This is a genomic window from Candidatus Nitrospira neuquenensis (genome assembly GCF_979578155.1).
This window is the reverse complement of the sequence record NZ_CEFZDU010000009.1, coordinates 1-22,399: the sequence shown is the minus strand read 5'-3', so window position 1 is coordinate 22,399 and position 22,399 is coordinate 1. Positions and strand designations below refer to the sequence as shown.

23 protein-coding genes and 1 tRNA gene are annotated in these 22,399 nt (G+C 70.8%); 18 read left to right on the top strand and 6 right to left on the bottom strand.

Annotated features, from left to right (window positions below):
* Positions 1-105 precede the first annotated feature (105 nt).
* The 7 genes from AC1U7O_RS04435 (at position 106) to AC1U7O_RS04405 (ending at position 5,637) form a co-directional block, all read left to right on the top strand.
* The gene (locus AC1U7O_RS04435) at positions 106-1,494 is read left to right on the top strand and encodes a tetratricopeptide repeat protein (RefSeq protein ID WP_479893367.1); all 1,389 of its coding nucleotides are present in this window, start codon (positions 106-108) and stop codon (positions 1,492-1,494) included.
* A 70-nt stretch (positions 1,495-1,564) separates the two neighbouring features.
* Positions 1,565-1,951 carry a glycine cleavage system protein GcvH gene (gcvH, locus tag AC1U7O_RS04430; RefSeq protein ID WP_479893366.1) on the top strand — a complete coding sequence of 129 codons (387 nt, stop codon included), beginning with the start codon at positions 1,565-1,567 and terminating at the stop codon, positions 1,949-1,951.
* Positions 1,948-3,372 (top strand): dihydrolipoyl dehydrogenase, encoded by a 1,425-nt coding sequence (gene lpdA, locus AC1U7O_RS04425; RefSeq protein ID WP_479893365.1) that lies wholly within the window; start codon positions 1,948-1,950, stop codon positions 3,370-3,372. The genes gcvH and lpdA overlap by 4 nt, the downstream gene beginning before the upstream one ends.
* A gap of 23 nt (positions 3,373-3,395) precedes the next feature.
* Complete coding sequence (locus tag AC1U7O_RS04420; protein ID WP_479893364.1) at positions 3,396-3,845, top strand: ComEA family DNA-binding protein; 450 nt, start codon at positions 3,396-3,398, stop codon at positions 3,843-3,845.
* Between the two features lie 34 nt (positions 3,846-3,879).
* Positions 3,880-5,085 (top strand): tyrosine--tRNA ligase, encoded by a 1,206-nt coding sequence (gene tyrS, locus AC1U7O_RS04415; protein WP_479893416.1) that lies wholly within the window; start codon positions 3,880-3,882, stop codon positions 5,083-5,085.
* Between the two features lie 55 nt (positions 5,086-5,140).
* A tRNA-Gly gene (locus AC1U7O_RS04410) sits at positions 5,141-5,215 on the top strand.
* A 44-nt stretch (positions 5,216-5,259) separates the two neighbouring features.
* A complete protein-coding gene (locus AC1U7O_RS04405; RefSeq protein ID WP_479893363.1) occupies positions 5,260-5,637 on the top strand; it encodes a c-type cytochrome in 378 nt (125 codons plus the stop codon).
* A gap of 32 nt (positions 5,638-5,669) precedes the next feature.
* On the opposite strand, the gene AC1U7O_RS04400 is transcribed toward AC1U7O_RS04405, so the two are convergent.
* Positions 5,670-6,029 (bottom strand): efflux RND transporter permease subunit, encoded by a 360-nt coding sequence (locus AC1U7O_RS04400; protein ID WP_479893415.1) that lies wholly within the window; start codon positions 6,027-6,029, stop codon positions 5,670-5,672.
* Between the two features lie 294 nt (positions 6,030-6,323).
* Positions 6,324-6,515: a 50S ribosomal protein L28 gene (rpmB, locus tag AC1U7O_RS04395; protein WP_479893362.1), complete on the bottom strand. Its 192-nt coding sequence runs from the start codon at positions 6,513-6,515 to the stop codon at positions 6,324-6,326.
* A 108-nt stretch (positions 6,516-6,623) separates the two neighbouring features.
* Here rpmB and recG point away from each other — a divergent pair, with 108 nt between their 5' ends.
* From recG to AC1U7O_RS04380, 3 genes are read left to right on the top strand one after another with little or no spacing between them, the layout of a single operon-like run.
* A complete protein-coding gene (gene recG, locus AC1U7O_RS04390; protein ID WP_479893361.1) occupies positions 6,624-9,185 on the top strand; it encodes an ATP-dependent DNA helicase RecG in 2,562 nt (853 codons plus the stop codon).
* A gap of 31 nt (positions 9,186-9,216) precedes the next feature.
* Complete coding sequence (locus AC1U7O_RS04385; protein WP_479893360.1) at positions 9,217-9,540, top strand: hypothetical protein; 324 nt, start codon at positions 9,217-9,219, stop codon at positions 9,538-9,540.
* A gap of 4 nt (positions 9,541-9,544) precedes the next feature.
* A complete protein-coding gene (locus tag AC1U7O_RS04380) occupies positions 9,545-10,507 on the top strand; it encodes a Ppx/GppA phosphatase family protein (protein ID WP_479893359.1) in 963 nt (320 codons plus the stop codon).
* A 66-nt stretch (positions 10,508-10,573) separates the two neighbouring features.
* Here the strand turns inward: AC1U7O_RS04380 and AC1U7O_RS04375 are convergent, their stop codons facing one another.
* From AC1U7O_RS04375 to AC1U7O_RS04365, 3 genes are all read right to left on the bottom strand, one after another.
* On the bottom strand, positions 10,574-12,058 hold the full coding sequence (locus AC1U7O_RS04375) for a class I SAM-dependent methyltransferase (protein WP_479893358.1): 1,485 nt from the start codon (positions 12,056-12,058) through the stop codon (positions 10,574-10,576).
* A 35-nt stretch (positions 12,059-12,093) separates the two neighbouring features.
* Positions 12,094-12,807, bottom strand: coding sequence for an iron-containing redox enzyme family protein (locus AC1U7O_RS04370; protein WP_479893357.1), 714 nt, complete (start codon positions 12,805-12,807; stop codon positions 12,094-12,096).
* Positions 12,808-12,893: 86 nt separating this feature from the next.
* Entirely contained in the window at positions 12,894-13,268 is a 375-nt protein-coding gene (locus AC1U7O_RS04365) for a cupredoxin domain-containing protein (RefSeq protein WP_479893356.1), read from the bottom strand.
* Positions 13,269-13,543: 275 nt separating this feature from the next.
* Here AC1U7O_RS04365 and AC1U7O_RS04360 point away from each other — a divergent pair, with 275 nt between their 5' ends.
* On the top strand, positions 13,544-14,560 hold the full coding sequence (locus AC1U7O_RS04360; RefSeq protein ID WP_479893355.1) for a PKD domain-containing protein: 1,017 nt from the start codon (positions 13,544-13,546) through the stop codon (positions 14,558-14,560).
* 129 nt (positions 14,561-14,689) lie between these two features.
* Positions 14,690-15,232, top strand: coding sequence for a hypothetical protein (locus AC1U7O_RS04355; RefSeq protein ID WP_479893354.1), 543 nt, complete (start codon positions 14,690-14,692; stop codon positions 15,230-15,232).
* A gap of 42 nt (positions 15,233-15,274) precedes the next feature.
* On the opposite strand, the gene AC1U7O_RS04350 is transcribed toward AC1U7O_RS04355, so the two are convergent.
* Positions 15,275-15,922, bottom strand: coding sequence for a S16 family serine protease (locus tag AC1U7O_RS04350; RefSeq protein WP_479893353.1), 648 nt, complete (start codon positions 15,920-15,922; stop codon positions 15,275-15,277).
* Positions 15,923-16,103: 181 nt separating this feature from the next.
* On the opposite strand from AC1U7O_RS04350, the gene AC1U7O_RS04345 reads away from it, so the two are divergent.
* From AC1U7O_RS04345 to AC1U7O_RS04320, 6 genes are all read left to right on the top strand, one after another.
* The gene (locus AC1U7O_RS04345) at positions 16,104-17,147 is read left to right on the top strand and encodes a pentapeptide repeat-containing protein (protein ID WP_479893352.1); all 1,044 of its coding nucleotides are present in this window, start codon (positions 16,104-16,106) and stop codon (positions 17,145-17,147) included.
* Positions 17,148-17,226: 79 nt separating this feature from the next.
* Complete coding sequence (locus AC1U7O_RS04340) at positions 17,227-18,003, top strand: segregation and condensation protein A (protein ID WP_479893351.1); 777 nt, start codon at positions 17,227-17,229, stop codon at positions 18,001-18,003.
* Between the two features lie 16 nt (positions 18,004-18,019).
* Positions 18,020-18,850, top strand: a complete 831-nt coding sequence (scpB, locus tag AC1U7O_RS04335) for an SMC-Scp complex subunit ScpB (protein WP_479893350.1) — start codon at positions 18,020-18,022, stop codon at positions 18,848-18,850.
* A gap of 82 nt (positions 18,851-18,932) precedes the next feature.
* Positions 18,933-21,758, top strand: coding sequence for an FAD-binding and (Fe-S)-binding domain-containing protein (locus AC1U7O_RS04330; protein ID WP_479893349.1), 2,826 nt, complete (start codon positions 18,933-18,935; stop codon positions 21,756-21,758).
* Positions 21,755-22,012: a hypothetical protein gene (locus tag AC1U7O_RS04325; RefSeq protein ID WP_479893348.1), complete on the top strand. Its 258-nt coding sequence runs from the start codon at positions 21,755-21,757 to the stop codon at positions 22,010-22,012. Before AC1U7O_RS04330 ends, AC1U7O_RS04325 begins: the two co-directional genes overlap by 4 nt.
* A 30-nt stretch (positions 22,013-22,042) precedes the next feature.
* The gene (locus tag AC1U7O_RS04320) at positions 22,043-22,321 is read left to right on the top strand and encodes a MoaD/ThiS family protein (protein ID WP_479893347.1); all 279 of its coding nucleotides are present in this window, start codon (positions 22,043-22,045) and stop codon (positions 22,319-22,321) included.
* Positions 22,322-22,399: the final 78 nt, after the last annotated feature.

Below are 22,399 nucleotides of genomic sequence, written 5' to 3'. Positions count from 1 at the left end.
GGCTGCACGGCGCCCGAGGGGCGGCCCAGGACCCTGCCGATGCCCGCCCCTCCGGCGCCGCGGCCCGCCCCGTTGCCGTCGGTCCCGCCGTCTTCGGCCCACCCTGTGCCGCCCCAGTCCCAGGGCCCGCCGCCGGCCAGCGCCCCAACCGCGCCGGACCGGACAGTCCAGGCCCTCCTCTTACAGGAGGCCCGCGCCGCCTATGCCGACGGCCAGTACGAGGTCGCGGCGAGGCAGTTGCGCCGGCTGATCGGCGCCGGCGGCGCCGCGCCGGAGGTCGAGGAGGCCCATTGGTGGCTGGCCCAGGCCCAGGAGCGGCTGGGGCGGCTCGCGGAGGCGGCAGAGGAGTATCGCGCGCTCGCGACGGCAAGCGGGACGGCGGGCGGCGGGCGGGTCGATCGGGCGGCCGCCGAGCGGCGGGCGCGCGAGCTGGAAGCGCTCCTCGCCGGGCCCCCGCCGGACCTCCGCGGCGCGACCGCGGTGTACGGGGTCTCCGGGGCGCTGACCGACCCGGTCGAAACCGAGCGATGGTTGGATCGGCTGACGCAGGCGGGCGTGACGGCGCTCCTGCTGGATGCGGGCACGAGGCCTGCGCCCGCCCCTGGAATCCCGCCCGGGGCAGCGCGGACGGAGGGCGTGTTCTTCCGGACCGCGCTCGCGCCGGTGGCTGGCGACCTCTTCGGGCCCGTCGTCGCGGCGGCCCACCGCCGCGGCCTCGCCGTGGTCGCCGCGGTGACGTTGCGGCGGATGCCCTGGGTGGACGGGGGGCTCGGCTGGCACGATCGTGTGTACGATCCGGCCGGGCGCGGGCTGCGCCCGAGCGCCTCGACGCTGGACCTCTTCCATCCCGCGTTCCAGGAGTATCTCGTCGGCCTCTTGACCGACCTCGCGGCGACCGGCGTGGACGGGCTCCTCTTCCGGGCCGACGCGCCGCTCGGCCCCCTGGAGGGGCTCAGCGCCTTCGGCCTTAAGGGCTTCGAGCGCGAGTTCGGCGCGCCGCTCGACGTCCGGCGCCTGTTCCCGCCGCCCGGCTCACGCGCCGCTCGGCCGAGGGAGGGGGCCGGCGCCGAGCCGGGCGGGGAGTCGCCGGAGTTCTGGCGCTGGACCGGGTGGAAGGCCCGTGAATCGCTGGCGGTGATGGAGCGGCTGGCCCGCGCGGCGCGCGCGCGCGCGCCCCGATTGCTGGTCGGCCTCGAGCTGCATCCGGAGGCGGCCGTCGCGCCGGCGGCCGCGCTCGTGCGCTACGGGGAGGACCTGCTGGAGGCCCGGCGGGCGCGCTTCGATTTCTACGTGATCGGGGGCGAGGGAGCGCGGGCCGGGGCGCTGGCCGCGTCGAGGACGCTCGGCGAGCGCGGCCCGGTCTGGATGGCGAGGCCCGTCCCGGACGACCGGCTCCTCCACCCGCCGTCGCGGCTGGGCGCGCCGTCGGAGCGCGCGGGCCTGCCCGCCGCGATCGGGCTGCTCTACGCGCCGGAGGGCCGCGCCGTTCCTTGACAACGACGGGCCGCTGCACTACGATCCGCCAAATCTTTTTCCGAGGGCTCAGCGAGCGAGGAGAACGAGCATGGTGCCGACGAACCTGCGGTATCACAAGGAACACGAGTGGATCAGGGTGGAGGGCCGCCAGGCCACGCTCGGGATCAGCGACTATGCCCAGGACGCCCTGGGCGACATCGTGTACGTGGAGCTGCCGAAGCCCGGCGCGGCCGTGACGGCCGGACAGGAGATCGGGGAGATCGAATCCACGAAGACCACGTCGAGCCTCTACAGCCCCGTGACCGGCACGGTCGTGAAGGTCAACGAGGAGCTGAAGTCCCGCCCGGAGCTCATCAACGACGCGCCCTACGAGCAGGGATGGATGGCGGTGATCGAGCTGGCGAACCCCGCCCAGGCGGAGGAGCTGATGACCGCCGCCCAGTACCAGGAGTACCTGGCCTCCCTCAAGACATGACGCGGTCGCGGCGCATCGCCATCCTCGGCGCCGGTCCCGGCGGGTACGTCGCGGCGATCCGCGCGGCCCAGCTCGGCGCCCGCGTGACCGTCGTCGAGGACCAGGCGCTGGGGGGGGTCTGCCTGAACTGGGGCTGCATCCCGAGCAAGGCCCTGCTCGCGACGGTCGAACTCGGCGAGCGTCTCAAGGGTGCGGCGGACGGCGGGCTCCGGCTCGACGGCGCCGTCGGCTACGACCCCGTCCGGATGGTGGCGCGCAAGAACCGCGTCGTCGAGTCGCTGGTGCGCGGCATCGGCACCCTCTTCAAGACCTGGGGCATCGAGCAGGTCGCGGGGCGGGGCGAGCTGCTGGACGAGCGGCGGCTGCGCGTCGCGCGCCGGGACGGCACGGAACTGACCGTCGAGGCCGACGCGGTGCTCCTCGCCACGGGCTCTTCCTGGCCGAACCTGCCGCTCTTCCCGATCGACGGCACGCGAATCATCACGAGCAAGGAGGCGCTCGACCTCTCGACGGTCCCCGGCCGCCTGCTGATCGTCGGCGGGGGTGTCGAGGGCTGCGAGTTCGCATCCCTGTACGCCGGGCTCGGCAGCCGGGTCACCGTGGTCGAGATGATGCCCCGCCTCCTGCCGCTGGAGGACGAGGAAGTCGGCGGCCTCGTCGAGCGGGAACTCAAAAAACGGGGCGTGGAGGTCAGGACCGGCACGACGGTCGAGCGGGTGGCGCGCGGCGAGGCGGTCACGGCGGCGCTCAAGGACGGGCAGGAGGTGGTCGCCGACCAGGTGCTGGTGTCGGTCGGCCGTGGGTTCAACTCCAAGGACATCGGGCTGGAGCGGGCCGGAGTCACGACCGGCCCGCGCGGCGAGATCCTCGTGGACGATCGGATGGAGACCAACGTGCCGGGGATCTACGCGATCGGGGACGTGGTCGGCAAGGCGATGCTGGCGCACGTCGCGTCCGCCCAGGGCAAGATCGCGGCGGCCAACGCGATGGGGGCGGAGCGGCGCATCCGGTATGAGGTGATCCCGGCCGGCATCTTCACGCTGCCCGAGATCGGGCGGGTGGGGCTGACGGAGCGCGAGGCGCGCGAGCGGGCGCGAGCGGCTGGCGGCGACCCCGAGGCGGACGTGAAGGTCGGACGGTTCCGCTACGCGGGGCTCGGCAAGGCCCAGGCCACGGGCGAGAGCCTCGGCCTCTTCAAGCTGATCGCGGACGGCCGGAGCGGTCGGCTCCTCGGCGCCCACATCGTCGGCCCCCACGCGGCGGACCTGGTACACGAGGCGGCGCTGGCCCTGGAGCTGGGAGCCACGGCCGAGCGGGTCGCGGGGATGATCCATGCCCACCCGACGCTGGCCGAGGGCCTCATGGAAGCGGCGGAGGACGTTGAGGGGATGGCGATCCACCTGGCGCGCAAGCGACAATAGCCCGGTCGATCCCGACGGACGCCATGGTGGTGACGATGGAAGGGGGGGTGGACCGGGACCTCACGGTCGGGCGTTCGCTGCTGATCAAGGCGGCGATGCTGGCCGGCACCGTGGCCGCCGTGCTCTGGATCGGCTGGCCGGCGGGACAAGAGCAACCGCCGGGTCCCGAGCCGAAGGAGCCGGCGCGGGCCGAGGTCGCGGTGCCGACCACGGTGGCGGCGTCCGCGGTCCCGGCGCCCGCGCGGGAGGTCGCGAAGGCCGGCTCGTCGAAGCTGGACCTGAACCGGGCCTCGGCCGCCGACCTGGAAGGGCTCCCGGGCGTCGGCCCGGTGCTGGCCCGGCGCGTCATGGACTGGCGCGCGGCCCATGGCCCCTTCCGGTCGGTGGAGCAGTTGACCGAGGTCAAGGGCATCGGCCCCAGGAAGCTGGAGCGGCTCCGGGCGCTCGTGACGGTGGGCCGGCCGGGCGCATGAAACGAGAGGCGACGTGAGCGAGCTGGCCAGACAGATGGACCTGATCCTCCGCGGCGCGGTGGAGGTCATCCAGCCGAGCGAGCTGGAGGCCAAGCTCTCGCGCTCCCTCAAGGAGGGCCGCCCCCTGCGCGTGAAGGCGGGCTTCGACCCGACGGCTCCGGACCTCCACCTGGGGCACACGGTCCTGATCCACAAGCTCAAGCACTTCCAGGACCTCGGCCACCGGGTGATCTTCCTGATCGGGGATTTCACCGGCATGATCGGCGATCCGACCGGCGTGTCGGAGACGCGGGTCGCGCTGACCCGCGCCCAGGTGCAGGAGAACGCCAAGACCTACGAGCGGCAGATCTTCAAGATCCTCGACCGGGCGAAGACGACCGTGGACTTCAACAGCCGGTGGATGGGCGCGATGACGGCGGAGGGGCTGATCCAGCTCAGCGCCCGCTACCGGGTCGCGCGGATGCTGGAGCGCGAGGACTTCCACAAGCGCTACCACGAACAGCGTCCGATCAGCGTCCACGAGTTCCTCTATCCGCTCATCCAGGGGTACGACTCGGTCGAGCTGCGGGCGGACGTGGAGCTCGGCGGCACGGACCAGAAGTTCAACCTCCTCGTCGGGCGCGACCTGCAGCGCGACTACGGACAGGAGCCGCAGGTCGTGCTGACGATGCCATTGCTGGAAGGCACGGACGGCGTCCGCAAGATGAGCAAGAGCTTCGGCAACTACATCGCGCTGGAGGACCGGCCCGAGGACATGTTCGGCAAGCTCATGTCCGTGAGCGACGCGCTGATGCTCCGGTACTACGAGCTGCTGACGACGGAGGACCTGGCCGCGGTCAAGGCGCGCCATCCGATGGAGGCGAAGACGGCGCTCGCCGAGCAGCTCGTCGCGCGCTACCACGGGCCGGAGGCGGCGGCGCGGGCGCTGGCCGAGTTCCGGCAGCGGTTCCGGGAACGGGAATTTCCGGCCGAGCCGGACGCGCGTGTGGTGCTGGGCGGCGCGGACGTGGCCGACCGCGCCGCGCCCGCGATCGGGCTCGTGGACCTCGTGGCCAAGACCGGGCTGGTGCCGAGCAAGAGCGAGGCGCGCCGGCTCATCGCGCAGGGCGGGGTGGAGGTGGATGAGGAGAAGCAAACGGACCCGGCCGCGAGCCTGGCGCTCGCCCCGGGCCGGCTCTACCGCCTCCGAATCGGCAAGCGCAAGTGCGCCACGCTGGAGTATCGCCCGGACCGTCCTTGACTTGCCCGGCGGCGGCGGCGTAGGATTCGTCCCTCTTTGAGATTCCGACCAGGGAGCGGGTGTAGCGCAGTGGTAGCGCAGCGGCTTCCCAAGCCGTCGGTCGCGGGTTCAAATCCCGTCACCCGCTCCAAACCTTTCCCCACCAGCCACCCCAGCCCATCGAACGAAGGGCGTATGAGACCGGGCCGGTGGATCGTCCAAGCGATCGCGACCGCGCTTTCTGGCGTCGGCCTGCTCTGGGCGCAGCCGGGGCTCGAAGGCCATTTACCGGCCGATCCCCGGCACGGCCGGGTGCTGTACGAGCGCCACTGCCTGCGTTGCCACGGCGAGGGGCTGGACGGGAAGGGGCCGGACGCGGCCTCCCTGTCGATCCCACCGACCAACTTTCGCTCCCATCCCTCGCGCGTGAAGGACGACTTCGACCTCTGGTTCACGATCAGGCAGGGACGGTCGTTCTCGGCCATGCACGGCTGGAGCGAGACGCTCGCCGACGAGGACATCAAGGACATCGTCGCCTACATCCGCTCGATTGCGCCGAGAGACCGCCGGTAACGCGCGCCCCTGCTGGCTCGACCCCGCCCCCCTCAGTCGGTCTGTCGTTCCTCGAACCAGTGGTAGAGCGCCGGCAGAACGACCAGCGTCAGGAGGGTCGAGGTGATCAATCCGCCGATCACCACGACGGCCAGCGGGGGCTGGACTTCCGCGCCCGTGCCCTGGGCGACGGCCGGGGGCAGCAGGCCGAGCCACGTCGTCAGGGCGGTCATCAGGACGGGGCGCAGGAAACAGCCGGTCACCACCGCCTCCTCGTGCGCCAGCCCCTCGCGGCGCAGCTCGTGGAAGTAGGGGACCAGGACGAGGCCGTTGTCCACGGCCATGCCGAACAGGCTGTTGAACCCGAGCGAGGCCGGCGCGCTTGAGTATTCCCCCGTGATCCAGAGGGTCAGGACGCCGCCGAGGAGGGCGGAGGGCAGGTTGAGCAGGATCAGCGTCGCGGACCGAGTGGAGCGAGGAGAACAGCAGCGGGAAGATCAGTCCGGTTGAGTGCGACACCTTAGCCCGCATGTACCCGCGGTCGGTTTCGCGGAGAATAGGCCGCGGCGGCGTCTGTCGTGCAAAGGGATAGGAACTCGGCGGGGGGCTGGGCAGAAGGCGACAGGGTGAACGGACGGGTCCCCCCGATTCTCCACGGGGAGAGCCGCGGACTGCGGGGAGACCGACGGGCCGATGGGCGGGGAGGGTTAGACGGCTTTCTTGACGAGGCCGGACCGCAGGCAGCGGGTGCAGACGCGGATGCGCCGCGCCGCGCCGTTGATCAACGCCTTGACGCGCTGGAGGTTGGGGTTGAACGTCCGCTTCGTCTTGTTGTTGGCGTGGCTGACGTTATGTCCGGTCTGGTGGGTCTTGCCGCACAGGTCGCATGTGTAGGCCACCGTCGCGCTCCTTCCGTGAACCGCCGCTCCGTAATTGTCCGAGCGAGGGCGCCATGCTACCATAGCGCCCGCCACGGCTGCAACCCTCCGCCACCGAGGGTCTTGGGCATGCGACAGGGAACCCGTGAGATCAACCGGCCCTGCACCGGCGTCTCTTCGCCGCCGCCGCGGGACCCGCTCCAGCGGCTTCTCACGGTGTTGACCCGCCCGATCGACTTCGCCAGCCGCGACGGCTATGCCAGGATCTCCACGGTGAAGAACCTGGGCCGCCTCGTGTCCGATCAGGTGGTCCGGGTGCTCGCCGACCGGATCCAGCCACCGCCGGTCGAGGCGGACCTCCTGGCCCTGCGCCAGCTCTTCTCCGGCTACGACGAAGACGCGGCGCCGGAGGAGCGCAGGAGCTGCCTCGCGGCGGCAAAGGTGATTCTCGGCCGGCTCGGAGCGGCCGCGGCGCCGGCCCCTTCGGTGCGCGCCTCCGCGCCGACCGTCGCGCCGTCGCCTCCCGCGCCGGTCTGGGACCTGCCGATTCGTTACGCGCGGGGCGTCGGGCCGAAACGCGCCCTCCTCCTGGAGCGGGTCGGGATCAGGACCGTCGAGGACCTCCTCTGGTTCCTGCCCTGGCGCTACGAGGACCGGTCGGCGCTGACCCCCATCGGCAGGCTGACGCCGGGCGCGAGGGCCACGGTCTGCGGGCGCGTGAGCCGGTGCGGGGCCGCGCGGACGAGACGGCGCGGGCTCACGATCGTGCAGGCGACAGTGGAGGACGGCACGGGACGGGTCGTCGCGGTGTTCTTCAACCAGTCCTATCTAGAGAGGCTGCTCGCGCCGGGTGCCGCCGTGATGCTGAGCGGGACGGTGACGGCGGGGCGCGGCGGCTGGACCGACCTGCGGATGGACAGCCCTCAGTACGAGGTGCTGGACGCCGACGACGAAGCACCGCTCCACGTCGGACGGATCGTGCCGATTTACCACGAAACCAGGGGGCTTACGTCCCGGCTGATCCGGTCCATGGTCAAGGTCGCCCTCGACCAGTATGCCGGGAGCGTGGAGGACGTGGTCCCCGCGGCGATCCTGCGCCGGCAAGGGTTGCCCCCCTTCGGCGAGGCGGTGCGGGAGGTCCATTTTCCCTCGCCCGGCACGGACGCGGCGGCGCTCGACCGCGGGGCGACCCCGGCCCGCCGTCGGCTCGCCTTCGAGGAATTGCTCCTGCTCGAAGTCGGGTTGGCCCTGCGCCAGCGCGAGGTGAAGACGGAGGTGAAGGGTATCCGGTTCGACGTGGATACACCGCTGCTCGACCGGCTGCGGGCACTGCTGCCGTTCCGTCTCACGCCGGCGCAGGCCAGGGTCGTGGCGGAGATCCGCGCCGACATGGCGGCGGCCCGGCCCATGAACCGGCTGCTCCAGGGCGATGTGGGATGCGGCAAGACGGTCGTGGCCTTGCACGCGATCGTCGTCGCCTGCGGGTCCGGCTACCAGGCGGCGCTGATGGCGCCCACGGAGATCCTCGCCGAGCAGCATTACCTGAACCTCCGGGAGTCGCTCCGCGCGCTCGGGCTGGAGACGGTGCTGCTCAAGAGCCGCGGCGGCGGGCGAGCGCGGAACGAGGCCCTCCGCCGGATCGAAGGGGGGGAGGCGCAGGTGGTGGTCGGCACGCACGCGCTGATCCAGAAGGGGGTGCGGTTCGCCAAGCTGGGGCTCGCGGTGATTGACGAGCAGCACAAATTCGGCGTCCTACAGCGCAAGACCCTCCTGGAGAAGGGCTACCATCCCGACGTGCTCGTGATGACCGCGACGCCGATTCCCCGCACGCTCGCGATGACGGTCTACGGAGACCTGGACGTGTCGGTGATCGACCGGCTGCCGCCCGGCCGGAGGCCGGTCCGGACGCTGCTGTTTCGGGAGGCGGAGCGCCGGCGGGCCTATCGGCTGCTCGAGGACGAGGTCCGGGCGGGCCGGCAGGGGTACCTGGTCTACCCCCTCGTCGAGGAGTCGGAGAAGGTGGACCTGCAGGCGGCGATCCAGGCGGCCGAGCGCCTGCAGGCCCGCGAGCTCAAGGCCTACCGGATCGGGTTGCTCCACGGGCGGATGAAGGCGGAGGAGAAGGAGCGGACGATGGCGGCCTTCAAGTCCGGCGAGGTCCAGATCCTCGTGGCGACGACCGTCATCGAGGTGGGCGTGGACGTGCCGAACGCGACGGTCATGCTCATCGAGCACGCGGAGCGGTTCGGCCTGGCCCAGCTCCACCAACTCCGCGGGCGGGTCGGGCGCGGCGGCCACCAAGCCTGGTGTCTCCTGCTCATGTCCGGCCGGGCAAGACGCGTGGAGGACGAGCGCGGCGGGGCGGCGCCCGCCGCGCCGGCCGACTCCGGCGGCCGGCCGGCGCGGCAGCGGCTGGAGGCGCTCGTCGCCTCCACGGACGGGTTCGTGATCGCGGAGGAAGACCTGCGGATCAGGGGGCCGGGCGAGTTTTTCGGGGTGCGCCAATGGGGCGCGCCGGAGTTTCGCGCCGCCAACCTGCTGCGGGACGCCACCCTGCTGGATCAGGCCAGGCGGGAGGCCTTCGCCCTGGTCGCGGCGGACCCGGCGCTGGCGCGGCCGGAGCACCGGGGCCTGCGTGCGGCGATGCTGCGCCGGTGGCGGGAGAAGCTAGCGCTCGGGTCCGTGAGCTGACGGCGAGGCGCGGCCTCGTCGGGGAGGGGACATGGGACTGCTGCAACGGCTGGCGCACGACGTGAAGGCGGGCTGGGCGGGGCTGCGCTACGGCACGGCCCACGTCGCGACCAGGGCGCTGGTCGAGACGGAGCTGCTGCAACTGCGGCTGGACCTCCGCAAGCTGGAGCAGCGACTCGACGACCTCTGCCGGGACATCGGCGAGCGGGCGGTCGAGCTGCACGAGCGGGGGGAGACGGCCGAGCAGGTGATGGCCGACGTGGAGATCGGTCGGGCCGTGGAACAGGTCCGCCTGCTCCAGGCCGAGCGCGCGAAACTGCTGGCCGAGATCGACGAGACAAGGAGCGGACGGTAGCCGCATGGCGAACGATCCCTCGGTCGGCAGGCTTCTCGCCGGCGTGGACATCGGAACCTTGACCTGCCGCCTGTTGGTCGCGCGGGTGTCGGACGACCGACGGGTGCAGGCGGTCCATGCGGACCGCCGCCTCCTGCGGTTGGGCGAGGGGGTGGCCCGCGGGCGGAGGCTCCAGCCGGCGCCGATAGCCCGGGTGCTCGCCGCGCTGCGGGACTGGCGGGCCGTGATCCGCCGACTGGGAGTGGAGGCCGAATCGGCCGTCGCGACGAGCGCGGTCCGCGACGCGGAGAACCGGGAGGAATTTCTCGCCCTCGCCGAGCGGGAGGCCGGGTTTGCGGTCGAGGTCCTCACGGGGGAGGAGGAGGCCAGGCGCACGGTGCTGGGCATCAGGTCGGGGCTGCCGGCCGGCGTCGGGGCGATCCTGGGCCTGGACATCGGCGGGGGGAGCACGGAGTTCATCCACGACCGGCCGGGCCGGCCGCCGGCCCTCCGCTCCGTCAACATCGGGGTCGTGCGGCTGACCGAGGACATCCTGCACGACGATCCGCCCTCGCCCGCGCAGGTCCGGGCCGCCGCCGACCTGGTCGCGGCGCGGACCCGGGCCGTGCTGGCGGAACTCGATTCCCCGGAGGGCGCGACTTTCGTGGGGACGGCCGGGACGATCACCTCGCTGGCCGCGATGGTGCAGCGCTTACCGGCCTACGAGCCGGCGCGCATCCACAACTTCCGCCTGGCGTTGGATCGGGTGCGGGCGCTCGAAGGGCAGATGCTCCGGCTGCGCGCCGCGGAGCGACGCGGCTTGCCCGGCCTGGAGGCGGGGCGGGAGGACGTCATCGTGGCGGGGACGTTGATCCTGCGCGTCGCGATGGAAACGCTGGGCGTGACCGACTGCCTCGTCAGCGACCTGGGCCTGCGGGAGGGGATCGTGCTGGACCTGGCGGAACGCCTGGAGTGCCGTGAGACGTGAAGGGTCGGACGACGGACGAGGCCGCCTTACCCCCCGGCCTACGCTTCACGTTTCGCCTTCATGTGTTTAGCGTCCCTGCGAGTACCAGCGAAAGCCCTTCGACTCCCGGACCACCGGCCGGGGCAGGCCGCCCGGCTTCTCCAGCAACAACACCTTGAAGTCCCAGAGCCCGAACCAGGCCGGGTCGATGACCTCGTGGTAGTGGCAGCCGAGGAGCTTGGGCAGCATGTCGCCCAGCGCCCGGGCCAGCTCCTGCTCCGTGTAGGCGCGGATGGAGAAGGGTTTGCCGACGGCGGCACAGAGGCGCTGAATCGTGTAGGCGGCGCCCGTGCATAGGAGCTTGGTGTCGGGCTTGATGACCATGAACTGGGGCAGGGCGGTGTACCGCTCCTGGAAGCCCAGCCACCGCGCAGCCAGCCGGAGGTGGCCGTACTGGACCTCGTACTCCGTATGGCCAGGGAGCTTGACCGGCTGCGGCCAGCCCTCCTCGACCCCGAACTCGATGAGGACGGCCCGGCCGCCGGGACGCAGGACGCGCCAAAGCTCGGCGAGGAACCGGATCGGCCCCAGGTTGAAGATGACCTCCGACGTCGGCTCCGGCGCGATCGGGAGGCGGATGCGCCTGATCCAGTCGAGCGCCTCCTGGTGCAGGGGCGTGTCGCCCCGGTTGGTCTTGAGCTCCCGGGGCGTGAGCTGGACGGGGGTCATGTCCGCGAGGTTCTCGTTGTCGATGACCAGGTCCACGCTCGCGTCGCGGAGCGGCAGCCACTCCGCGTTGGCCTGGACCGCCCGGCTGTCCCATCCGCCCCGCCGCGAGAGGCCGAGCTGGGAGCCTAGGAACGGCCGGGTGAGGTCGAGGAATAGGTACCGGGAGGCCTGCCGCTCGACGGGCAACAGCTCCTTGGCCATCTCGTGGGCGACGTAACCGAGCCCGCCGCCGACCTCGAGGATCACCTTGGGTCGAGGGGTCAGCCAGCCCATGCGCCGCAGGTGACGGGCGAGGAGCCGGCCGTAGGTCAAGCCCTGGAGGGCCTCGCAGGGCTCGCGGAACAGGTGTGAGACAGTGGTCTCCACCGTATCGAAGTGCCCCTCCTGCGTCGCGATGTCGCGCAGGTGGAACTCGGAGAGGTGGGACTCGCCCTCGAAGCCCTCCTCGCCGGACCAGCCCTCGCGGATTTGCTGCAGAAGCAGGTCCCAGCGCGCGCCGTGCCGGTCGCCCGTCGGCGGCTCGGTCCCGTAGTAACAGAGCGAGTAGCGGGGCAGGGCCCACCGTTCCAGCAGCCACCGACCGGTCTCACCGTCCGAGCCGCAGACGAGATGGCCGAACCGGCCGAGCAGCGCTCCGAGCGTGGACCGGCCGTCCACGGCGGTCAGGAGCTGGATGCCCGCCTCGTTCAGCCGGAGGAGCGGCAGGTTGTCGTCCAACGGGGTGAGCCACCATTCGTCCGGCTGATGCCGGTAGACCACCATGTCCGGCATCCGCCAGGCGCGAAGCTTGAGGACCGCCTCCGTGAGGTCGAGTCGCTCGACACGAACCGACGGGACCGCCATACCCCCGGTTGTCTCCATACCGTTCCTCGCCCCGCCTACCCGGCGGCCACCGGCCGGTCGCGGAAGACCGCCTGGTGGATGGCGTCCCAGAACCGTAGCCACCCCTCCGCCGTCTCCCTGGCGCCGGCCGCGACCAGCTCCAGGTCCTGCGGCATGCGGACGGTCCGCTCCACCGCCTCGCGGAGCCAGTCCGCGTGACAGGCCTCTTCGCGAAGATGAAGATAAAAAAATTCAATGTCTTCGGTCGAGAATGTGTAGTGATTCCTTAGACCAGGAAAGAAGTAGCGGAACTCCGAGCCCGCCGTGATCTCGACCGCCGCCTCCGATCCGAGCGCCACGAGGTGGCCGCATTGAGTGAAGAGACGATGCAGGAGCGCCAGGTAGTCTCCGACCTCGGGCAGGGGGATCGTCCGGGCCAGCTCTTCCTCGGAGAGGCCGACGGCCGAGGCGAACCGGTTGAGGAGCGTGATGTGGGCGCGGTCGGACCGGCCAGCTCCCGTCTCGGAGTGGAGGGTCTGGATGAGCCGCGTCCGCATTGCGACCTCGTCGAGCGGGGTGGCGTAGAGCAGTCCCTCCAGCGCCTTGACGAAGTGCTTGCAGAAGTACTGGTATTGCCGGAGGAAGGTGCGGAGCTGCGCCTGCGTCAGCGGTGCCGCGGCGAAGGCGCGGAAAAAACGGTTGTCGTTGACGGGATGGCGGACCAGCTCCTCGACGAGACTCTGAACTGATGAGGGTGGTGCGGGGGGCATGCGGTCACCTGCTCCGTCCGGGGTGCGGTCGGCCCAGGGTACACAAAACCCCGGCCGGCAGGCAAGGTGCCGCGGCGGAAGGCCGGTCAGGTCTGTTCGGGGCCGACCTGGGCGTCGGACACGGTCAGGACGCCCCGCATGATCGGATGCAGCCGGCAGTGGTAGGGGTACCGGCCGGGCGGAAGCCCCGGCACCGTGTAACTGCCGTTGGGCGGGACGGAGCCCGAGTCGAACAGACAGGGGCCTTCGGTCGCGCACCCGTCGTGGGTCACCGTGTGGTAAGACGCGGTCGGATTGTCCCAGCGGATCGGCGCACCGGTCACGACCCTCGCGACGGCCGGCTGGTAGTAGGGGGAACTGCTGTCGATCGTAATGGTGAAGGCCGGGGGGGTGGCAAGGCTGGGCCATCCTGCGGTCAGCGACAGGCCGACGACGAGCGCGACACCGACCTTCTTCAGCACCCTGCTCCCTCCCGAAGCGGCCACACCGATGGTGGAATCACTGTACCTGAGAGACATTGGCCGGGTAAAGGATTCGGACGCGGATGGCCTCCGCCGTTGAACGGACGGCCGACACACTCGGTTGCCGAGCCCCGCGATGACGGAAGAGAGATAAGCCGTGGGGGGCGTCGAGTCAAGCGGGAGTGCCCCGGTTCCTCGCCCTTGCCCGATGCTGGTCCCCTCCAGGCCGCCCTGTTATACTCCCGCCACCTGGCCGAGGGGCGGTGAGGTCGCGTATGGGACGCACATCCATCCTGCGTGAGGCGGCGAGCTTCCGGTGGAAACCGGTTGGTCTCCCGGCGCTCGCCCTGGTGCTCGCCTGGGCCGGTTCTTCCTCCGCGTTCACGATCATCGCGCCGGCCGAGGACACGGTCCTTGAGCCCGGTGCCGTCATCTCGGCGACGGTCGACCTCGGGACCGAGCGGGGCATGCGTCGGGTTTCCTACCTCTGGTACCGGCAGGAAGAGGAGCCGGTCCCCCTGCAACAGGCCGAGCCGGCCCTGGTCGCGACCGCGGCCTCGTCGCCTCCCTACGGCGGAACCCTCACGGTCCCGGTGGACGCGATCGGGTTGATGAGACTGCTGGCGGTGGGGGAGGTGGCCAGCGGTCGGCTCGCCGGACACCAGGAGTTCGACGAGGTGCTCGTGCGGGTCGAGCCGATCGCGCCGCTCCAGGCCGTCGAGTTCGAGGTGGAGAAGCCGTGGCGGCTCGACACGGTCGGCAAGCTGATCGAGCTGCCGGTGATCGGGCAGTTCGCGGACGGCGTCGCCCGGAAGCTTGTCGGCGCCGCGGCGGGAAGCGTGTACGAAACCTCCGACGCCGCGGTGGTGACGGTCCAACCGGACGGGCAGGTGCGGATCGTGGGCAACGGCCGGGCCCGCCTCACCGTGACGAACCGCGGCCGGTGGGGGGCGCTGGAGGTGATCGTCAAGGGGGACGGCTCGCCCAACCGGATACCGGTGGCGGATGCGGGCGAGGACATGACGGTCAAGGGGGGCGCCAAGGTCGTCCTCAACGGTCTGCGGAGCCGAGACCCGGACGGCGACCCCCTGAGGTACGAGTGGGTCCAGGTCCGCGGCCACAAGGTCTCGCTGCTGGACCAGGATGCGGCCAAGGCCTCCTTCGTGGCGCCGCGGGTGTCCCGGAAGCGGCTCCTGCGCTTCAAGCTGCGGGTGACGGACATGCGGGGGCCCGACACCGTGCGGGGAGCGGACAGCCTCCCGGCCTACGTCAACGTCTGGGTCGTGCCTTGATCGGGCGCCGACTCGTGGGCGCCGGAGGCGGCAGGCCTTCCGGTTGCAAGAGGGAAGCGATTCGTGCTAGATGGGGACCCCAGCGGGCTTCCGCTGCCCAGGGGACGAACCAGCAAGGGGGGAAGGACGATGGCGACGAAGCGGAAAGCGGCGAAGCAGAGGGCCACGCCCAAGAGGCCGGCGAAGCGCAAACCCGGCAAGGGGAAAAAGGCGACGAAGGCGGCCCCTCGGAAAAAGCCTGTTGTCCGGAAAGCTGCGTCCAAGCGTCCCAAGGCCGCATCGAAGGCCAAGTCGAAGCCGACGACGAAGCCGTCTCCCCCGAAGCGGACCCCCAAGAAGCCGGCCGTCAAGCCCGCCAAGCAATCGACCAAGAAGCCCGCGCCGCCGGCCCAGGCCGTGAAACCGGAGGCCGGCCAGCCGATCGCTCCGGCGGCCGCACCCTCCCTTCAGGAGCGGGGGCCGTCTTCGCTCGCGCGCGAGCCGAAGCCCAAGGTCAGCGCCGAAGACCTGCTGGACGAGGGTTTGGACATGCCCGAGGAAGACGACCTCGTGGACGAGATGACCGACGACATGGCTGAAGACGAGCTGCCGATGGACGAGGAAGAGTCCGATGAGGATTATCTCGACAAGCCGGAGGACCTGCCGGGTGAGGACGACGAGTATGCGTCGTAGACCGCCGGCCCGGCGGTCGAACGTCGGCCCCGCGGCCCTGGTTCACAAGCGCCGGCCCGTCATCAGCTCGTAGGCCTCATCGATCGTCCCGACTTCCTTCACCGAGACGCCGAGGCTCGACGCGAGCGCCGGCAGGTCCCACCTCGTGTCGTACAACTGCCCGTCGGGAATCAGGACCGTGCGGCAGCCTTCACGGACGGCGGAGCGGATCTTGTCCGCAATCGCGCCGACTGGGCCGATGCGCCCGCCCGCTTCGATCGTGCCGGTCAGGGCGATGCCGCGCCGGATCTGGTCGCCGCGCAGGAGGGCGAGGAAGCCGACGGTCATCACGGCGCCGGCGCTCGGTCCGTCGCTGCCGACCGGGGCATAGGAGGCTCCGTAGAGGGTGATCGTGCCGGTGGGAGGGGCGCCGGAGGAGCGACTGAGCGCGTAGGCGAGGGCATGGCCGATGGCGTCGAGCCCCTCCCCCTTGACCGTGATGCGCCGGTTGCCCCAGTGGAGCTCGAGGGGGTCGGGGGCGGGCCGGCGGTCCCACGTCAGGACCAGCACCGTGAAGACCCCGCGATCGTTTTCCTGGATCGCGGCGAGCACCGGCACCTCCACGGTCCAGTCCGCCCCCGTGGCGGCCGCGGGCGCCAGCAGGGCCCCCAGGAGCATCAACGCCGACGCCGTCCCTCGCCATCCGCCCATGGTGTCCTCCTCACGGCCGAACGCCTCGTCCATTCTACGGGGGGCCTCCAACCCTGTAAAGGCGGAGCTTGACCGGTTGACCGGCCCTCGTCGCGGCGTCTCGAGTCCGCCCCGGCGGGTTCCTCGCAGACGCGCGCTCGGTCGCCGCCTCGGCTTCGCACTCGGCTGGCTCGCGGCGGCCGTGCCGGTCCTCGTCCCCGCTCCGGCGTCCGGTTCCTGCTCGATGGAGCAGGAGGAGCCGGGCGCCCTCGTGTTGGTCAGACACCTGGGCCCCGATTGTTCGGACGATGAGCGTGCCGCCCGCGCCGTGGCGGCCGAGACGGTGCTGACCGCGCTCGGGGAGGGCAGGGGCGTGGACCTCGCCGGCGTGGTCATCACCGGCGACCTGTCGCTGGACCGGATCGCCCCGGCCCCGGCGGCGCCGGTCGCCGCGTCGGCGCCGCCGCACCTGCGAGACCGGCTCCAAGGCGAACGGCTCACGGAGGTACGGGTGATCACCGGTCCGGTGACGATCCGGGACGCTCGAGTCCGAGGCCGGCTGTCGGCGAATCTGGGCGCGGGCGTGCTGGTCGTGGCGGGGCCGCTCGTCCTGACCGGCACGACGTTCGAGCACGTCGTGGACCTGTCGCGCACGGCCTTCTTGGACCGGGCGGACTTCTCCGGGGCGGTTCTGCTCGGCGAGGGATTCTTCGTGCAGGCGCTCTTCGAAGGGCCAGCCCGGTTCGAGCGGACGACCTTCGGCCCGCATACGCGGTTCCACCGCGCGGTCTTTGTCCAGGAAGCCGACTTCCGCGAGGCGGACTTCAGGGGGCTGTCGGAGTTCCTGGAGGTCGTCTTCGAGAAAGAGGCCGCCTTCCCCCGCGCGACCTTCTCGATGGGCACGGGCTTCTCCGGCAGCCGGTTCGGCGGACCGCTCGACTTTTCTGGCGCCCGCTTCGCGCGGGAGGCCTTCTTCCGGTTCTCCGAGTTCCACCAGCCTGCAACCTTCCGCGAGGCCCGGTTCCACGGGCGGGCCGATTTCTCCGATGCCCGCTTCGAGGCCCAAGACGACTTCGCCGACGTCCTGTTCGACGTGGACCCCGGCTTCGAAGGGGCCAAGGTGAGTCGGGTGCCCGTCAGAGCCAAGGGGCTCAGGGAGCCTCGGGTCCTCTACGTCGTCGCGGCCGGCCTGTTCGCCGCGACCCTCTTCCTCCTGCTTTGGGGCCGGAAGGGCTCCAGAGCGTAAGCGCCACTATATATAGAATTCTCCTTGCTTAAGGCCACATATGCTGGTATAAGGTATGCAATTTTCAGGACGAGGCGCCATGGACCAGATGGAGATTCCCTATCAAGTTCGGCTGGAAAAGTTTGAAGGTCCCTTGGACCTTCTGCTCCACCTGATCAAAAAGAACGAGGTCAATATCTACGACATCCCCATCGCCCTGATCACACAGCAGTATCTCGACTACCTGAGCGTCATGAAGTCCCTGAACCTCACGGTGGCCGGGGAATTCTTGGTCATGGCTTCGACGCTGGTGCACATCAAGTCTCGGATGCTCCTGCCCCTTGACGAAGCGGCCGACGAGGCGGAGGAGGGGGAAGACCCCCGCGACGAGCTGGTCCGGCGCCTGCTCGAATACAAACGTTTCAAGGAGGCCGCCGCCGACCTCGACGAACGGGAGCGCCTGTGGCGGGAAATCTACGCCAGGGAGCCGCTGGACGTGAAGCCGGGCCGGCTCCTGGACGCGCCGATCGAGGAGGTCAGCCTGTTCGACCTCGTGGACGCGCTGCAGGGCATCCTCGCCAGGACGTCGGGCCGACGCCTGCTGGAGATCGTGCCCGAGAATCTCACGGTCAAGGACCGCATGAACGCGATCCTCGACGTCCTGACCGGGAAGGGATCGGTGACTTTCGCGGAGCTCTTCGAGGGCCAGGAAACGCGCCTCCTCGTGATCGTGACCTTCCTGGCGCTGCTGGAGTTGGCCAGGCTGCGGCTGATCCGCGTGTTCCAGGGCGAGTCGTTCGGGCCGATCCTGGTCTCGCGGGCCTTCCTGCCGTCGGACGAGCTGACGGTCTGCGAGGTCGAGCCCCTGGTACCCTGAGCAGGAGGACGAGCGCATGAGCGACATCGCCAAACGACGGGACGACGGCGTCGAGACCGTCCGGGCCGCAGGGCCGGGGCCCGACGCGGTCACGGACTCCTCACCGGAGAACGCCGCGGCGTCCGCCGGAGATGCGGCGGCCGGCGAGTTGGCCTTGCGGGAGCTCAAGGCCATCCTGGAGGCGGTTCTGTTCGTGTCCCACGAGCCCGTGAGCCTGGACCGGATGAAGCTGGTCGCGGAGGGCGCGGCGCGGCAGGAGATCCTGGAGGCGGTCCGGTCGCTCCAACAGGACTATGCCCTGGAAGGACGGGGCCTCCAGCTCGTCGAGCTCGCGGGCGGCTACCAGATCGTCACCAAGCCGGCCTACGCCCCCTGGCTCAAGCGCCTCGAAAAGGCGAAGCAGGCGCCCAGGCTGTCCCGGTCCGCGCTCGAGTCCTTGGCGATCATCGCCTACAAGCAGCCGATCGTGCGGGCGGAGATCGAGCAGATCCGCGGTGTGGAGACGTCCGGGGTGCTGCGCACCCTGCTCGAGCGCAAGCTGGTCAGGATCGTGGGCCGGCGCGACGAGCCGGGGCGGCCGATCCTCTACGGGACGACCAAGTACTTCCTCCAGCACTTCGGCCTGCGCGACCTGTCGGAGCTGCCGCCGCTGCACGAGTTCAAGGAGCTGGGCGAGCCGCAGCAGGCGGACCTGCCGATGGGCGAGGGGCTGGAAGTCAACGGTCTCAGCGAGGGGGCGGACGAGAGGTCGGACTCCCTGGGGACCTCGGGGCTCGACGAGGGCGGCCTCGCCGGCGAGGGCGACATGCTGAGCTGCCTGACCTCCGGCCAGGCCGAGCCGTCCTGATCCGCCGCCGCGGCGGCCCCGCGCCCTTGTCCCTCCGTTCGCCCTCCGACTACAATGGCCCGAATCGCCCCCTGACCTCCCGATGGAACTGCTAAAGCCCGCCAGGACACGCGCCGTCGCGGCCGACCTCCGCCGCCTTCTGGGTGCCGGCAAGGTCCTCGACGACGGGCCGAGCCTCACGGCCTACGCGGTGGACGCGAGCCTCTACCGCATCCCGCCCCAGGCCGTCGTGACGGCCGACACGGAGCAGGACATCGCGGCCGTCGTCGGCTACGCGCGCCGTCACGGCGTGCCACTGACGGCGCGCGCGGCCGGCACGAACCTCACGGGCTCGGCCGTCGGCCCCGGCATCATCCTGGACGTCTCCCGGCTGAACCGCATCCTGGAAGTGAACCGCGAGGAACGCTGGGCCCGCGTGCAGCCGGGGATCGTGCTAGCCGAGCTGAACAGGCGTCTCGGTCGGCAGGGGCTCCTCTTCGGCCCCGACCCCTCGAGCGGCGAGATGTGCAAGCTGGGCGGCATGCTGGCGAACAATTCCTCCGGACCGCACACCCTTCGCTACGGCTCGGTCAAGGACAATGTGAAGGCGCTGCGGGTCTGTCTGGCGGACGGGCGGTGGATAGAGGCACGGCCCTATCGGCTCGACGAGCCGGCCCTGGCATCGGTTCTGGCGGAGCACCGGTCGCTCGCGGCGGTCCTCGATCTGGTCCGCCGCCACCGCGGGCTGATCCGCGCCAAGCGGCCGACCGTCAGCAAAAACAGCTCCGGCTACAACCTCTTCGGGATCGAAGAGGGGCTGGACGCCGGCCTGTTCGACTTGCCCAAGCTGTTCGTCGGCAGCGAAGGCACGCTGGGCGTGATCAGCGAGGCGCGGATCCGCCTCGTGGACCGGCCCAGGGCCACGGCGACGGCGCTCCTGCACTTCCGTCACCTGGAGGAAGTCGGGGAGGCGGTGCCGCACCTCCTCGCCCTCGCGCCGAGCGCGCTGGAAGTCATGGACGGCAACACGCTGGACTTGATCGGGCGGGACCGCCACGGCATCCCGGCCGAGGCCGCGGCCACGCTGCTGGTCGAGCTCGACGAGGAGCCGGGAGGCCCGGCGGTCCGGGAACAGGCCGAGCGGCTTATCGCCCTCTGCGGGGGGTTCCGGCTCGCCGGCGCCCCGACCGTCGCCTTCGAGCGGGAGCAGCGCGACGCCCTCTGGAAGGCCCGCAAGGCCCTCTATCCCACCCTCTACCGCTACGACCGGAAGAAGAAGCCCATCAACTACGTGGACGACGTCGTGGTCCGCGCCGATCGGGTGGCGGACCTGATCCGCTACCTGGCGGGGTTCTTCCGGGAGCAGCGGGTTCCCGTGGCGATTTTCGGTCACATCGGCAACGGCAACGCGCATATCGTCCCGCTGCTGGACGTGAACGACCCGGAGGATTTCGCGCGGATGGTCGAGGGGCACCGCGAGATCCACGAGACCGTGCTGTCGAGGTTCGGCGGCTCCATCTGCGGCGAGCACGGCGACGGGCGGGTCCGCGCCGAGGTCGTCCGCCGGATGTTCGGCGAGGAGCTGTACGGCCTTTTCGTCGAAGTGAAACGGGCGCTGGACCCCGGCGGCGTGCTGAACCCCGGCGTCAAGCTCAGCGACCGCCCCTTCACCGAGCACATCGACTACGAGCGCTTCGGCAAGGCCTGCGCGACCTGCGCGAAGTGCAACGCGGTCTGCCCGGTCTACGACGTCTTCCAGTCCGAGGACATGAGTTCGCGGGGCTGGTTCGAGATCGTCACGGCGAAGGACTACAGCTACCTGGAATCCAGGCGGGTGGTGGAGGCCTGCCTGAACTGTAAGTCCTGCCGGACCATCTGTCCGGCCGGCGTGGACGTGGCGGAGCTGATCCTGCGGCGGCGGGCCGAGCAGCCGAACCGCGCCGCCGGCCTGGTCCTCGCGCTGCATAAGCGGCCGGGCCTGTTTGGGGCCCTGCTCAAGCTCGCCGCGTGGACCCAGCCGCTCTGGGACCGGCCCGGGCCGAGGGCCTGGCTCGAATGGGTGACGCGCCCTTTCTTCAGGCGCATCGCCCCGACGGCGCGGCTCCCCCGCGAGATGGCCCTGCCGCGGCTCGCGGCGCGGCACCTGCGGGACCGCTACCCCGAGCTGATTCCGCGTGACGGCGCCCCGCGGCGGCGGGTCGCGTACTTCCACGGCTGCGCGGCCAACTACCTGGACGACGGGGTGGGAGACGCGGTCATCGCGGTGCTGCGGCGGTATGGCATGGAGCCGGACCTGCCGCCGCAGCGCTGCTCCGGGACGCCGATCGAAACCTACGGCCACCGGGCGCTCGCCAAGGAAGGGGCACGCGTCAACCTGGCCTCGCTGGAATCCTACGAGACGGTCGTGACCGGCTGCGCCTCCTGCACCCTCATGTTGAAGGACTATGCCGGCCTCTTCGCGGGAGAGCCGGAGGAGGGGGCGGCCAGGCGGCTGGCCGGGCGGATCAAGCATGTGAGCGAGGTCGCGGCCGAGGTTCCGGGGCCGACGGAGGCGGGCCCCTCCGGCCTCCGCCGGAGGATCACCTACCACTCCTCCTGCCACCTTCGCGCGGCCGGGGTCACCCGCCAGCCTCGACAGGTCCTGGCAGGCCTGCCCGGCGTGGACTTCGTGGAGATGGACGATGCGGACCGCTGTGCGGGCGGGGCGGGCACCTACCTGGTCAAAGACTATGAGACCTCGGGGCGCATCTTCGACCGCAAGCGACGCGCGATCGAGGAGAGCGGGGCGGACATCGTCGCGACCAGTTGCCCCGCCTGCATGATCCAGCTCAACGACCGGCTCAAGGGCGCAGTCCGGGTCCGGCACATCGCGCACCTGTTGGACGAGGCCGGTCGCGGCGGGCCGGCGGGTCGGCCCGAGGGCGCATGACCTTCAGGAGGGTGGATTGGCTCTATGTTCTGGGGGCGGGCCTGGTGGTCCTGCTCGTGTCTCTGTTACCCTCTCCCAAGGACCGCAACCCGCCGGTGCCCGCCACGCCGGACCATCAGGCGGTCAGGACGGAGGGGGCATGCCTCCGCTGTCACGCGCCGGGTGGCGTCCGCCCCCTGCCGGAGCGGCATCCCAAGCGGCCGGACTGTCTGCGCTGTCACCGCGGGCTGGACGATGGAGGCGGCACGCCGTAGGAGAAGGGATCGGGTCGAAGAAAGGAAACCATGGTCACGGTGAAGCTGTTCGGCGAAACGCTCCGTCAAAGCCTCGACGAGGCGGAGTATCAACTCGAGCTTGCGGCTCCGACGACGGTGCGCGGTCTGCTGCAGGCCCACGCGGAGCGGCTGAGCCCGCTCGTGACCTTCCTGGAGAAGGGCGAGCTGCTGGTGACCGTGAACCGGCGCGTCGCCACGCAGGATTCGCGGGTGAAGGACGGAGACGAAGTCAAACTGACCCACCAGGTCCATCCGGATTTCGACGGGGCGCGATGGCACAACCCGTGAGAATCAGAAAAATTTATCATGGAGCCCTGTCAAGCCATTTGGAAATCTTACCCTGGAGTGATTCGTTGCGTCATTTCT